The organism is Sphingomonas cannabina (assembly GCF_021391395.1).
Taxonomy (GTDB): domain Bacteria; phylum Pseudomonadota; class Alphaproteobacteria; order Sphingomonadales; family Sphingomonadaceae; genus Sphingomonas; species Sphingomonas cannabina.
On sequence record NZ_CP090059.1, the window covers coordinates 1866688 to 1880030 of the forward strand.

General features: G+C 68.2%; 14 protein-coding genes. 10 read left to right on the top strand and 4 right to left on the bottom strand.

Annotation, left to right across the window (positions count from 1 at the left end):
- Positions 1-76: 76 nt before the first annotated feature.
- Positions 77-589, top strand: coding sequence for a host attachment family protein (locus tag LZK98_RS09005; protein WP_233786173.1), 513 nt, complete (start codon positions 77-79; stop codon positions 587-589).
- Between the two features lie 15 nt (positions 590-604).
- On the opposite strand, the gene LZK98_RS09010 is transcribed toward LZK98_RS09005, so the two are convergent.
- Positions 605-1645: a PEP-CTERM sorting domain-containing protein gene (locus tag LZK98_RS09010; RefSeq protein ID WP_233786175.1), complete on the bottom strand. Its 1041-nt coding sequence runs from the start codon at positions 1643-1645 to the stop codon at positions 605-607.
- A gap of 398 nt (positions 1646-2043) precedes the next feature.
- Between LZK98_RS09010 and dksA the strand changes: the two genes are divergently transcribed.
- On the top strand, positions 2044-2511 hold the full coding sequence (dksA, locus tag LZK98_RS09015; protein WP_233786177.1) for an RNA polymerase-binding protein DksA: 468 nt from the start codon (positions 2044-2046) through the stop codon (positions 2509-2511).
- Between the two features lie 82 nt (positions 2512-2593).
- Complete coding sequence (locus LZK98_RS09020; protein WP_233786179.1) at positions 2594-2959, top strand: PilZ domain-containing protein; 366 nt, start codon at positions 2594-2596, stop codon at positions 2957-2959.
- A gap of 8 nt (positions 2960-2967) precedes the next feature.
- Here LZK98_RS09020 and LZK98_RS09025 read toward each other — a convergent pair whose 3' ends face one another.
- Positions 2968-3123, bottom strand: coding sequence for a YdcH family protein (locus LZK98_RS09025; RefSeq protein WP_233786181.1), 156 nt, complete (start codon positions 3121-3123; stop codon positions 2968-2970).
- A gap of 140 nt (positions 3124-3263) precedes the next feature.
- Here LZK98_RS09025 and LZK98_RS09030 point away from each other — a divergent pair, with 140 nt between their 5' ends.
- Positions 3264-3461, top strand: coding sequence for a DUF465 domain-containing protein (locus tag LZK98_RS09030; protein ID WP_233786182.1), 198 nt, complete (start codon positions 3264-3266; stop codon positions 3459-3461).
- 85 nt (positions 3462-3546) lie between these two features.
- The gene (locus tag LZK98_RS09035) at positions 3547-4002 is read left to right on the top strand and encodes a DUF1465 family protein (protein WP_233786184.1); all 456 of its coding nucleotides are present in this window, start codon (positions 3547-3549) and stop codon (positions 4000-4002) included.
- A gap of 122 nt (positions 4003-4124) precedes the next feature.
- On the opposite strand, the gene LZK98_RS09040 is transcribed toward LZK98_RS09035, so the two are convergent.
- On the bottom strand, positions 4125-5078 hold the full coding sequence (locus tag LZK98_RS09040; protein WP_233786186.1) for an NAD(P)H-dependent flavin oxidoreductase: 954 nt from the start codon (positions 5076-5078) through the stop codon (positions 4125-4127).
- 140 nt (positions 5079-5218) lie between these two features.
- Between LZK98_RS09040 and LZK98_RS09045 the strand changes: the two genes are divergently transcribed.
- On the top strand, positions 5219-7804 hold the full coding sequence (locus LZK98_RS09045) for a M1 family metallopeptidase (RefSeq protein ID WP_233786188.1): 2586 nt from the start codon (positions 5219-5221) through the stop codon (positions 7802-7804).
- Between the two features lie 111 nt (positions 7805-7915).
- Here LZK98_RS09045 and LZK98_RS09050 read toward each other — a convergent pair whose 3' ends face one another.
- Positions 7916-8440 (bottom strand): gamma carbonic anhydrase family protein, encoded by a 525-nt coding sequence (locus tag LZK98_RS09050; RefSeq protein ID WP_233786190.1) that lies wholly within the window; start codon positions 8438-8440, stop codon positions 7916-7918.
- 193 nt (positions 8441-8633) lie between these two features.
- Here LZK98_RS09050 and LZK98_RS09055 point away from each other — a divergent pair, with 193 nt between their 5' ends.
- The 4 genes from LZK98_RS09055 to LZK98_RS09070 are packed head-to-tail and all read left to right on the top strand — an operon-like array spanning position 8634 to position 13340.
- Positions 8634-9122 (top strand): MarR family winged helix-turn-helix transcriptional regulator, encoded by a 489-nt coding sequence (locus LZK98_RS09055; protein WP_233786192.1) that lies wholly within the window; start codon positions 8634-8636, stop codon positions 9120-9122.
- Positions 9119-10552, top strand: coding sequence for an efflux transporter outer membrane subunit (locus tag LZK98_RS09060; protein ID WP_233786194.1), 1434 nt, complete (start codon positions 9119-9121; stop codon positions 10550-10552). The genes LZK98_RS09055 and LZK98_RS09060 overlap by 4 nt, the downstream gene beginning before the upstream one ends.
- On the top strand, positions 10549-11802 hold the full coding sequence (locus LZK98_RS09065; protein WP_233786196.1) for an HlyD family secretion protein: 1254 nt from the start codon (positions 10549-10551) through the stop codon (positions 11800-11802). Before LZK98_RS09060 ends, LZK98_RS09065 begins: the two co-directional genes overlap by 4 nt.
- On the top strand, positions 11799-13340 hold the full coding sequence (locus tag LZK98_RS09070) for a DHA2 family efflux MFS transporter permease subunit (protein WP_233786198.1): 1542 nt from the start codon (positions 11799-11801) through the stop codon (positions 13338-13340). Before LZK98_RS09065 ends, LZK98_RS09070 begins: the two co-directional genes overlap by 4 nt.
- The last annotated feature ends 3 nt before the right edge of the window (positions 13341-13343 follow it).

The following is a 13343-nucleotide window of genomic DNA, read 5'->3' on the forward strand; positions in this document are numbered from 1 at the left end:
GGCGGGGGGCGGTGAACGGCGCAACCCCGGCGGAACCGGGGCGTTGGTTTGCGGCAACGAAAGAGAGGAGATGCCCATGCGAGTTCCGCACGACGCGGTGGTCGTCGTCGCCGACGGTCGCAAGATGCTGGTGCTGAGGAACGAAGGCGACGCAGGTCGCATCAACCTGCAGGTCGAGCACCACGAGGTGAAACCCAATCCCAGGGACGGCGAGCAGAAGACCGACGCCGCCGGCCGCGCCTCCTCCACTCAGTCGGGTCCCGGCGCGCCCGCGGTGGCGCGGAACGGATCGATGCACGCCCGCGGCGGCGGCGCCCAGTTCGCCCCCTCGCGCGGCAGCATGGAGGAGGTCGACTTCCACCAGCTCGAGGAGGACCGCTTCGCGGCGGAGACCGCGGCGCTGCTCAAGGAACGTGCACTGCGCAACGATTTCGAGTCGCTGATCATCGTCGCGCCGCCCAAGACATTGGGGGAACTTAGGAAACACTATCACAAGGAAGTCAGCGACCGGCTGGCGGCGGAGATCAGCAAGGATCTGACTGGCCATACCGTGCCGCAGATCGAGCAGGCACTGACCGCCGCCGAATAACGGCGGCGGCGCAGCTCAGTCCTTCGCGGCTGCCCCCTTCTTGGCGAAGCGCTTGCGGGCGACCAGCGCCGCTGCGGCGCCGCCGAACAGCAGGACCATCGGCGGCGCCGGCACCGACGTCGGGTTGCCGCTGCTCGAGCTGCTGGTGCTGCTGCCGTGATGGCCGCCGTTCGAGCTCCAGCCGCCGTTGGACGACCAGCCGCTGCTCGTCGAGGAGGAGGTCGAGCTGGACGTCGACGATGAGGTCGAGGTCGACGACGAGACATCGCCCGATGACGAGGATGAGGTTGAGGACGATGTCGACGAGGACACGTCGCCGCTCGAACTGGACGAAGTCGAGGACGAGACGTCGCCGCTCGACGACGAAGTCGAGCTGACGTTGCCCGAGGACGACGTCGAGCTCACGTTGCCGCTCGACGTCGATGACGAGGAACCACCGCTCGACGTCGAGGAGGACGAGCCACCGCTCGAGGTTGAGGTGGACGAGCCGCCTGTCGACGTCGACGAACCGCCGGTCGAAGTGGAGGTCGAGCCGCCGGTCGAGGACGAGGTCGACGAGATGACCACCCCGCCTGAACCGCCGCCACCGCCGCCGAAGAAGCCACCGGCGAAGAAACCGCCGCCGAAGCCCCCGAAACCGCCGCCGCCGAGCACGGCGCCGCCACCGCCACCGCCGCCGCCTGCGACGATCGGCATCTCGCCGCTCGATCCGGTATAGGGTGGGGGCAGCGGGATCGGCGCGCCCTGCGCGGTCATCACCACCGCCGGCGTGGTGGTGGTCGTGGTGCGGGTGACGACGCAGCGCAGCCGCCGCGACGCGCCGGTGCCGACGTAGCTGCGGGTGACCTTGGCTCCCGCCACCGCCCGGCACACCGGGCGTGAGGCGACGCGGACCTTGCGCACGACGCGCTTCGTCGCGACTCGCGGCTTGGCGACCTTGCTCGAATAGATGCGCTGGGCTTGCGCCTGCTCGGCGACATGCACCGCACCGCCGCCGATCAGCGCGCCGCCCGCGGCGCAGGCGCACAATTTCGCGAGAGCCATCCGTACCGACATCGTCCCACTCTTCCGTTCAGCGCGGCCGCTGCATCGTGCAGCTATCCGTTGCGCCATGCGAATGAAGTGCAGAACAAAGCGTTAAGTGCAACGGCATTAACCATAGTTACGGTCCCGAATTGCAAAAATCATACGAGGCGCCGCTGGAGATCATGGTTAATGTTCTGTTCGGGGACATTTTCGGCGACTTGGCACGGCGGACAGGGCGTTTCCCGGCCGTTCCTCAACATCCGTCGCCAGCTCCGTTCAGCGCCTCGCAATCTCCGGCGAAATAGAGCTGTGGAAAGAATGATCGGCTCGCTTGTGGAGGGCTGCGGCTTTCCCTATAGGCCACGCAGGGAAAAGGCGGTCTCCCGGGACGGTCTCGGGCCGGGGAAAGCCGGTGTGGAGAGTTGGGGATGGCCACTGTTCTTGATCCGTCGGGCGACTTCGAGGCCTGGCGCGTTCCGGCAAACGACGAAAGTACCGACGGCTATCGGCCGAGCGCCGACGAGCCGTTCATGAACCCGCGGCAGCAGGAATATTTCCGCGCAAAGCTCAATGCCTGGAAGGACGCGATCTATCGCGAGGCGCAGGGGACGCTGTCTCAGCTCCAGACCGACTCGCTGCGTGAGGCCGATCTCGCCGATCGCGCCACCAGCGAGACCGACTGGTCGATCGAGCTCAGGACCCGCGACCGCCAGCGCAAGCTGATCGCCAAGATCGACGCGGCGCTGCGCCGGATCGATGAGGGCGAGTACGGCTATTGCGAGGTCACCGGCGAGCCGATCTCGCTCGCCCGGTTGGAAGCGCGGCCGATCGCGACGATGACGGTCGAGGCGCAGGAGCGCCACGAGCGCAACGAGCGCGTCTCGCGCGACGACTAATAAGGGCCGAAACGGCTCGGTTAACGCTTTGGAAGGCGATCCATGGTGTAAGCCGTGGCCTGCCTTTCTGGACCGATGATCGATGGACCAACTTTCGTATGATTCGCTGATGTCTGCCGCGTCGGGCGATTCGCAGCGCAGTGGCGGCCGTGACAGCCTGTTGCTCGCGGCGAACCTGCGGATGGCAGGGCTCGACGAGCCGGTGCAGGTGCGGGTGCGCAACCTTTCGGCGGGCGGGCTGATGGCCGAATATGCCGGTCACGTCGACGTCAACGATCCGCTGGAGATCGAGGTGCGCGGCCTCGGCTGGGTGCGCGGCCGCATCGCCTGGGCGACCGACGGACGCATCGGCGTGGCGTTCGAGAAGCCGGTCGATCCCAAGGCTGCGCGCAAGCCGGTCGGGACCGGACGGCGGCCGACGCCGCCGACCGGTTACACGGGGCGCTGAGACACTCCCTAGAGGAGCGTCAGTTCCTCCTTCACGCGCAGTTTGCGGCGTTTGAGCTCCGCAATCATCATCCGGTCAGGCAAGGGACGCGCCTGCTCATCGGCGATCTTGCGATCGAGCGAGGCGTGCTTGGCCTCAAGCGCCGAAATATGCGCAGTCTGCATGGATGTTGTCCTCCTGCAAGGGGTTGCGGGATCAGTGAGTAAATCACTGTTTGATGCGCTTGTCGCGGGGCAATTTCGGTGCGATCGATAGCCCGTGCATTTTTGCGTGGCGGGGCGATCGAAAGGGGGCTTGGGAGCGCGTGGACGAGGCCGAGATCCGGCGGCGAATCGAGCTTCTGAGGGTCGAGCATCGCGACCTCGACGATGCCATCGCCGCGCTGGCCGCGAGTCCGGCGCCCGATCAGCTCCAGATCGCGCGACTCAAGCGGCGCAAGCTGCGCCTGCGCGACGAGATCGCGCTGCTCGAGGACCAGCTCATCCCCGACATCATCGCTTGAGCGCCGCGCCGAATCGGGAAGTTTCGCGACGGATACCCCCATTGAATCCTTTTGCTTTTCGGCGGTTCATGGCACGTTCTCCGGCATGACAGGCGAACACGCGCATCTCCACCGACGGCTGATCGATTCGCTCTATGTCGAATCGATGCTGCTCGCCGACGAGGCGCGGGGCTATTTCGACGAGGTCGGCCGCGGCGACCGCGAGTCGCTCGATGCCTTCTCGCGGGTGGTGTTCTCGTGCGAGTCGATGAAGGTGACGACGCGGCTGATGCACGTCATCGCCTGGCTGCTCACCCAGCGCGCGGTGCAGGTCGGCGAGCTCAAGCCGAAGGACGCGCTCGATCCCTCACGCCGACTCGGCGAGGCGCCCGAGAGCGAGGCGCAGGTGATCGACGTCATGCCCGACGCGGCGCGGGTGCTGATCACGGCGAGCATCGACCTCCACCGCCGCGTCGCCCGCCTCGACCGCGCCCAGGGCGAGCCGCCGCTGACGGTCAGCCCCGCGCGGGCGATGATCGACCGGCTGGCGCTGTCGTTCTGACGATCCGGATTAAGGGCAAAAATCACCGTTCGCGCTGAGCTTGTCGAAGCATCGTCCTTCTTCCGGACGCCGGAGAAGGAAGGACGGCCCTTCGACAAGCTCAGGGCGAACGGGGAGGGAGGTTAGAGCGCGGCGATCCGTGCCTTGGCGGCGCGATATTCCGCTTCGAGACGGTCGACGCGCGCCGCCACCGGCTCGATCTCGTGGACTGCGCCGATTCCCTGGCCCGATCCCCAGATGTCGCGCCAGGCCTTGGCCTGGTTGCCGCCGAAGTTCATCGTCTTGAGATCGCCCTCGGGCAGATTGTCCGGGTCGAGCCCTGCCGCGGCGATCGAGCCGCGCAGGTAGTTGCCGTGCACGCCGGTGAACAGGTTGGAATAGACGATGTCGGACGCGTGGCCGTCGACGATCGCCTGCTTGTAGGCATCGACCGCGTTCGCCTCATCGGTGGCGATGAAGGGCGAGCCGATATAGGCGAGGTCGGCGCCGCACGCCTCGGCCGCCAGGATCGCGCCGCCGTTGGCGATCGCGCCCGACAGCACCAGCGGCCCGCCGAACCATTCGCGGATCTCCTGCACGAAGGCGAAGGGGTTGAGCCGCCCGGCATGGCCGCCGGCGCCGGCGCACACCGCGATCAGCCCGTTCGCGCCCTTCTCGATCGCCTTGTGCGCGAACTGGTCGTTGATGACGTCGTGAAGCGTGATCCCGCCCCAGCTGTGGACCGCGGTATTGAGCTCTTCGCGCGCGCCCAGCGAGGTGATGACGATCGGCACCTGCCATTTGGCGCAGGTCGCGACGTCGACCTCCAGCCGGTCGTTGGAGCGATGGACGATCTGATTGACCGCGAACGGCGCGGCCGGCCGATCGGGATTGTCCCGGTTCCACGCCGCGAGCTCCTCGGTGATCCGATGAAGCCATTCGTCGAGCAGCGACTGCGGCCGCGCGTTGAGGGCGGGGAAGGAGCCAACGATCCCCGCCTTGCACTGGGCGATCACCAGATCGGGACCGGAGACGATGAACAGCGGCGAGCCGATGACGGGAAGCCGCAAGCGGTCGAAGATCGGGGGCAGGGCCATCGGTCCAGTTTCATAGCGCAACCGAAACCATAGTCCAGCCATGCGGAAACTGTCCGATTCCGGACAGGCCGGACAGGAATTGCACGGAACGGCAAAACGGCGCAGGGGGCGCGTTATAGTGTATCCCGAAAGGCATCCGAATGAAGTCTTCCGCCGCTGCTGCCGTCCTGCTCTTCACCGTTTCCACGCCCGCGCTCGCCGCGAGCCAGCTGCCCCGCACCGTCATGCCGCTCGCCTATGACATCCGCGTCGAGCCGAACGCGCCGGCGATGACCTTCGCCGGCACCGAGACGGTCGACATCGACGTGAAGGAGGCGACGAACACGATCGTGCTCAACGCCGCCGAGCTGGATGTCACCAAGGCGAGCTTCGACGGAGTCGCGGCGAAGGCGACGGTCGACGAGAATGCGCAGACGCTGACCGTGACGCTGCCGAAGCCCGCGACCGTCGGCCGCCACAAGCTGAGCTTCGCCTGGAGCGGCAAGATCAACACCTCCGCCGCCGGCCTGTTCGCGATCGACTACACCGACGACGACGGCACCAAGCAGCGGATGCTGGCGACGCAGTTCGAGGCGCCCGACGCACGCCGCTTCGCGCCGATGTTCGACGAGCCGTCGTTCAAGGCGAAGTTCAAGCTGACGGCGGTGGCGCCGGCCGGACAGCTCGCCTTCTCGAACATGCCGGCCGCTTCGATCACCAAGGAGGGCGGCAAGCAGCTCTACAGCTTCGCCGAAACGCCGGTGATGTCGAGCTACCTGCTCTACCTCGGCATGGGCAATGTCGAGCGCAAGACGGTGATGTCGGGCAAGACCGAAATCGGCGTGATCACCCGCCGCGGCGTGGCCGACCAGGGCGACTATGCACTCGATGCGGCGAAGAAGCTGCTCACCTATTACAACGACTATTTCGGCCAGCCCTATCCGCTGCCCAAGCTCGACATGATCGCGGGGCCGGGGAGCAGCCAGTTCTTCGGCGCGATGGAGAATTGGGGCGCGATCTTCTACTTCGAGCCCGAGCTGCTGTTCGACGCCAAGCGCGCGAGCGTCAGCAGCCAGCAGCGCATCTACACGGTGGTGGCGCACGAGATGGCGCACCAGTGGTTCGGCGACCTCGTCACCATGCGCTGGTGGGACGACCTGTGGCTGAACGAGGGCTTCGCCTCGTGGATGGAGGGCAAGGCGACCGGCGACCTCAATCCGCAGTGGAACCTCGCCGCCGCGGCGGTCGGCAGCGACCGCGAGGCCGCGATGCGGCTCGACGCGGTGGCGACGACGCACCCGATCATCCGCAAGGTCGAGACTGTCGATCAGATCGGCGAGGCCTTCGATGCGATCACCTATCAAAAGGGCCAGGAAGTCATCAACATGCTCGAATCCGTGGTGGGCGCCGATGCCTTCCGCGAGGGCGTGCGCCGCTACATGGCCAAGTACAAATATTCGAACACGGTGACCGACCAGCTGTGGGCCGAGGTGTCGGCGGCGGCGGGCCGCGACATCGCGCCGATGATGCACGACTTCACGCTCCAGGGCGGCGTGCCGCTGGTGACGGTCAATTCGGCGAGCTGCGCGGGCGGCCGGACCAACGTCAGCTTCAGCCAGATCCGCTTCGGGCTCGACGAAGCGTCGAAGGCGGCGACGACCTGGCGCGTGCCGGTCACGTTCGCGGTGGCCGGAGGCGCGGCGACGAGCACGACGGCGCAGGGCCCATCGGCGCAGTCGGCGAGCGCGCAAGGCTGCGGCACGCTGGTCGTGAACCCGGGCAAGCGCGGCTATTACCGCACCCGCTACGACGCAGCGAGCCATGCGGCGATCGTCCGCGATTTCGCCAGCCTCGCCGTTGGTGACCAGGTCGGCACGCTCGGCGACGACCTCGCGCTCGGCATGTCGGGCGACCAGGATCTCGCCCGCTGGTTCGAGACGCTGGGCGCGGTGAAGCCCGATGCCGATCCGCTGGTGTGGACGATGGTCGTCGGTCAGCTCGGCCGCGTCGGCGACCTCTATGACGGCACGCCGCTCGAGCAGCGCTATCAAGCCAAGGCGCTCGACGTGCTGAGCCCCGCCCTGAAGCGCTTCGGGCTCGAGCCACGTGCCGGCGACAGCCCGCTCGTCACCAACCTGCGCGAGGCTCTGGTCGGGGCGCTCGGCAATATCGGCGATCCCGACGTGCTGGCGGCGGCGCGCAGCTACGTCGCCAAGCTCAAGGCCAACCCGGACGCGATCCCGCCGGCGATCCGCCGCCCGATCCTGCGCACCTATGCGCAGAACGCGACGCCGGCCGAATGGGAGACGCTGCTGGCGATGACCCGGGCAGAGACCTCGCCGGTCGTGCGCAACGGCTATATCGGTCTGCTGGGGCTGGTCCGTGACGAGGCGCTGGCGCGGCGCGCGCTCGATCTGGTCAAGGCGACCGAGTTCACGGCTCCGCAGCGTGCCGATCTGCTGTCCGCGATCGCCGACAACCACCCCGAGCTCGCGTTCGATTTCGCCGCGGCGAATACGGACCTGGTGAACGGTTTGCTGGAGACCAGCACGCGCTCGTCCTTCATCGTCAGCCTCGCCAGCGGTTCCAACGACCCGGCGACGATCGTCAAGGTGGAGGCCTGGGCGGCGAAGAACCTGCCCGAAGCGTCGCGCGGGCCGGCGAAGCGGACGGTGACGTCGATCAGGAACCGTGCGGCCTACGCCGACCGCCTGCGGCCGGCGGTGACGGCGTGGGTTGGGGGCTGAGCGGCGTCCCTTCCTCCATGTCATCCCGGCGAAAGCCGGGATCTCCTGCGAGAGTCCGATACGGCCTGAGATCCCGACCTTCGCCGGGATGACGGTTCAAGGAGGTGCCGGTTACCCAACCCGCCGCAGGCCGGCGGCATATTCGCCGGCCTTCTGAACATAGATGCGCGCCGAGGCGAGCAGCACCGCCTTCGCCGTGTCGTCCAGAGGGCGGACGGCACGGGCAGGGGAGCCGATGATGAGGTGGCCGGCGGGGAATTCCTTCCCCTCGGTCACCAGCGCGCCGGCGCCGACGATGCAATCCTCGCCGATCACCGCGCGGTTGAGGACGATCGCACCCATGCCGATCAGCGCGCGCGCGCCGATGGTGCAGCCGTGCAGCACCGCCTTGTGCCCGACCGTCACATCCTCGCCGATGGTGAGCGGCGCGCCGGGATCGGAGTGGAGCACCGCGCCCTCCTGCACATTGCTGCGCGCGCCAATCAGGATCGGCGTGTTGTCGCCCCGGATCGCCGCGCCGAACCATACGCTCGCCTGCTCGCCAAGCCGGACGTCGCCGATCAGGTCGGCGCTCGGCGCAACCCAGGCTCCGGCGGCGAGTTGTGGCTGCTGACCGTCGAATTCGTAGAGCGGCATAGCGACTCCCCTGTTTGATAGCCTCGGACGGGCTCCTCTAACTGCGCCGTCTCGGCAGGTAAAAATTTTTTCGTGAACCAAGTCATTGAAGAATCACGCCTTGCAATAATTCTGCATGCTGCATCGCAAAATGAGCCTTGACGAAACCTGCCTCGGATATATCTGCCTGCGCAGATAATGCACGGTGAGATAAATGGCCGTTCTCAAAATCGAAGACTGCGCGACCAATCGGGCGCCGGGGCGGATGATCCGCCGGATCGACAAGATCATGGCGAGCTATGTCGGATCGAAGTTCGACGAAGCTCACGGCGTCAGTTTCCTGCAGTGGGTCGCGCTCAAGGTCGTGCGCGACGGCGCGGTCGGTAACGCCGGCGAGTTGGCGCGCGAGCTCGGCATCACCACGGGCGCGACGACGCGCATGATCGATGCGCTGGAGGTGCGCGGCCTGTTGACGCGCGATCGCGGCACCGACGACCGTCGCGTCGTGCGGCTGGCAATCACGCCCGAAGGCCGGGACATCGTGGAGAAGCTCCACGAGCTGGTCGTGCCGGCATGGAACGAAGTGCTCACCGACTTCACCCAGGAAGAGGTCGATACGCTCGTCGAGCTGCTGCTCAAGCTGGTGACCGCGGCCGAGCGGGTCAGCGGCAGTCTGGCGCAGGTCAGGGAGGCGGTGGAATGACGCGCGCGATCGGAATTGCGGCGCTGACGGCGCTGCTGCTCGCGGGATGCGCGAGCGTGCCGCACGATCCGCCGCAGGTGGCGAAGGTCGAGGCGGGCACGCTCGGCCTCGACAGCGGCACGGCGGCGATCGATTCGGAGTGGTGGACCGCGTTTGGCGATCCGCAGCTTGACCGGCTGGTCGGGATGGGCCTGTCCGGCAGCCCGACGCTGGAGAGCGCGCTCGCCCGCGTCCGCGCGGCCGAGGCGGCGGTGTCGGTGCGGCGGGCGGACGAGCTGCCGCAGGTCACCGTCGACGGCCAGACCCAGCTCCAGCGCTTTTCGGAGAACTACATCATCCCGCCGCCCTACGGCGGCAGCACTCGTTGGGTTTCGACGGTCCAGGCCAACCTCAACTGGAACCTCGATCTGTTCGGACGCCAGCGCGCGATGGTCGCCCAGGCCCGCGCCAGCGCCGATGCCGCGCGGCTCGACGCGGCTGCGGCTCGCCTTACGATCGCCACCTCGATCGCGGAGACTTATGTCGGGCTGGCGCGGGCGGAGCGGCTGATCCAGGTCGCCGACGGCTTCGTGACGACGCGCCAGCAGGCGCTGCGCTACGTCCAGTCGCGCATCCGGAACCAGCTCGCCAGCCAGTTCGAGCTCAGGCAGGCCGAGACGCTGCTCGCCGAGGCCGAGCAGGCCCGCACCCGGGCGCAGGCGCAGCGCGAGCTGCTCGTCCACGCACTCGCAGCGCTGGTCGGCCGGGGAGCGGATTTCTACCCCCAGATCACCACGCCGACGCTCGCGCTCGATACGCCGCCGACGGTGCCGGATGTCCTCCCCGCCGATCTGCTCGGCCGCCGGCCGGACCTGCTCGCCGGCCAGGCGCGGATCGATGCAGCGGCGGCGGGGCGGCAGGTGGCGCGGACCGACTTCCTGCCCAACGTCAGCATCACCGCGCTCGCCGGCATCGCGGCGCTCGGGCTCGGCAATGCGGTCGACTTCGGCTCGCGCACCTATGGCGCCGGGCCGGCGATCCATCTGCCGATCTTCGAGGGCGGCAAGCTCAAGGCGCAATATCGCGGCGCCACTGCCGATCTCGACGGCGCGGTCGCCAGCTACAACGGTGCGGTCGTCGGGGCGGTGCGCGAGGCGGCCGATGCGGTGACGCAGGTGCGCTCGGCCGACCAGGATCTCGCCGACCAGCGTCGCGTCCTGACCGGCCTGCGCGAGACGGCGCGGCTCGACCAGGTGCGCGTCTCCACCGGTCTCGGCTCGCGGCTCGACGCGATCGAATCGGGCTTCCGCCTGCTCGAGGCGGAGCAGGCGCTGGTCGGGCTCCAGGCCGACGCGCTCACCCGCCGCATCCAGCTGATCGCCGCCCTGGGCGGCGGCTTCGATCCCAACCGGCCGCTCGCCGCGGCCCCTGCTTCGGACAAGCACTCATGACCGACAACAGCCCCGTCGACTGGAAGAACCGGGCCGAGACCGTCGAGCCGATCGACCCCCGCGAAGAAATCGAGGACGTCATGCCGCAGTCAGCGCCTCCCGCACCGCCGCCTCCGCCGGCCAAGTCGCGTGCCCGCCGGATCGGGTTCCTGATCCTGGGCGCGGTGATCCTGATCGGCGCGATCATCTACGGCGTCATGGAGCTCACCGCGCCGCCGAGCGAGGAGACCGACGACGCCTATGTCGGCGGCAACATCGTCGCGGTGACGGCGCGCGACGGCGGCACCGTGCTCGCGCTCCACGCCGACAACACCCAGGCGGTGACGCAGGGCCAGCCTCTGATCGATCTCGACCCCGCCACCACCGACGTCCAGCTCGCCGCCGCCGAGGCCGCGCTCGGCCGGGCGGTGCGCGCGGTGCGCTCGAACACCGCGCAGGTCGACGAGGCGGGGGCGGAGATCGCCCAGGCCCAGGCCGATCTCTCCAAGGCGCTCAACGACTATGCCCGCCGCAGGGGCGCCGCCGCCGACGGCGCGGTCTCGGGCGAGGAGCTGAGCCACGCCGCCGACGCGGTCACCACCGCGCGTGCCGCGCTCAACCTCGCCCGCGCCAAGCAGGCGCAGGCGGCGAGCACGGTCGCCGGCACGACGCTCGCCAACAACCCGCAGGTGCTCGCGGCGATCGCCGACCTGCGCCAGGCGGCGATCAACAGCAGCCATATGCGGATCACGGCGCCGGTCTCCGGCGTGATCGCCCAGCGTACCGTCCAGCTCGGCCAGAAGGTCGCGGCCGGCACGCCGTTGATGGCGGTGGTGCCGCTCGACAGCCTGTGGGTCGACGCCAACTTCCGCGAGACGCAGCTCCAGCACCTGCGTGTCGGTCAGCCGGCCGTCATCCACGCCGATGTCTATGGCAAGGACGTGACTTTCCACGGCAAGGTGCTCGGCCTCGGCGCGGGCAGCGGCAACGCCTTCTCGCTGCTGCCACCGCAGAACGCCTCGGGCAACTGGATCAAGATCGTCCAGCGCGTGCCGGTGCGCATCGCGCTCGATCCGAAGGAACTGCGCCAGCATCCGCTCCGCGTCGGCCTGTCGGTCAATGCCGAGGTCGATACCAGCAACCGCTCCGGCCCGCTGGTCGCCGGCGCCGCCCCGCCCGCTGGCGGCGTGCAGCAGAGCCTCGACGGCGGTCCCGAGGTCGAGGCGCGCATCCGCCGCATCATCGCCGAGAATCTGGGACGCGGACGGTGAGCGACGCGGCGCGCGCAGAGCCGCCGCCGCTCCGCGGCGCGGCGCTGGGGGTGACCTCGATTGCGCTGGCGCTGGGCACCTTCATGCAGGTGCTCGATTCGACCATCGCCAACGTGTCGCTCCCGACGATCGCCGGCAATCTCGGCGTCTCGACCGACAACGGTACCTGGGTGATCACCTCCTTCGCCGTGGCGAACGGCGTGACGGTGCCGCTGACCGGCTGGCTGATGCAGCGTTTCGGGGTGGTGAGGACCTTCACCGCTTCGGTGATCCTGTTCACCATCGCCTCGCTCCTGTGCGGCATTGCCTGGAGCCTGCCGTCGCTGATCGCCTTCCGTGTCCTGCAGGGCGCGGTCTCCGGGCCGATGATCCCAGGCAGTCAGGCGCTTCTGATCGCGATCTTCCCGCATCACAAGCGCGGCACCGCGCTGGCGATCTGGTCGATGACGACGCTGGTCGCGCCGGTGCTGGGGCCGGTGCTGGGCGGCTATATCTCCGACAACTACCACTGGGGCTGGATCTTCCTGATCAACGTCCCCGTCGGGATCATCGCCGCGGGCATCACCTGGCGCTCGCTCTCGACCCGCGAGACGCCGACGCGCAAGCTGCCGATCGACACGGTCGGGCTGCTGCTGCTCGCCTTCTGGGTGTTCAGCCTGCAGACGATGCTCGACCTCGGCAAGGACCGCGACTGGTTCCACAACCAGTTGATCGTCGTACTCACCATTTTCGCCGCGATCGGCTTCGTCGCCTGGGCGATCTGGGAGGCGACCGACCGCGCCCCGGCGGTCGACCTCAGCCTGTTCCGGCGGCGCAACTTCGCCTTCGGCACGCTGGCACTCTGCCTCGGCTATGCGCTGTTCTTCGCCAACAACCTGCTGCTGCCGCTGTGGCTGCAGACGCAGATGGGCTACACCGCGACCTGGGCGGGCTTCGTCGCCGCGCCGAGCGGCATCGTCGCGGTGATCGCGACGCCTTTCATCGCGCGGCTGAGGGTGGACGCACGCTGGCTGGCGACGGGCGCCTTCCTGGCGTTCGGCATCTCCTATTTCATGCGCTCGCAATACACCCCCGACGCCAGCTTCTGGACGCTGACGATGCCGCTGCTGCTGCAGGGGCTGGCGATGAGCATGTTCTTCGTGCCGCTTGTCACCATCTCGCTCGATGGCCTGCCGCCGGAGCGGGTGCCGTCGGCGAGCGGTATCTCGAACTTCGCGCGCATCACGGCGGGCAGCTTCGCAGCATCGCTCACCACCACCTATTGGGACCGGCGCGAGGCGCTGCACCAAACGCGGCTGACCGAGGTCGGCAACGATTATTCGCCGGTCTACCGCCAGACGGTGGAGCAACTCCAGGCGACCGGCATGAGCCCGCTTCAGGCGGCGGGATCGGTGATGCGGCAGATCGTCAACCAATCCTACCTGCTCTCGTCGCTCGAGCTGTTCTGGATCTGCGGCTGGCTGACGCTGGCGATGATCGGCGTGATCTGGATCACCCGTAAGCCGGCGCCGAGCCAGCATACGGTGGCGGCGGATTGATCG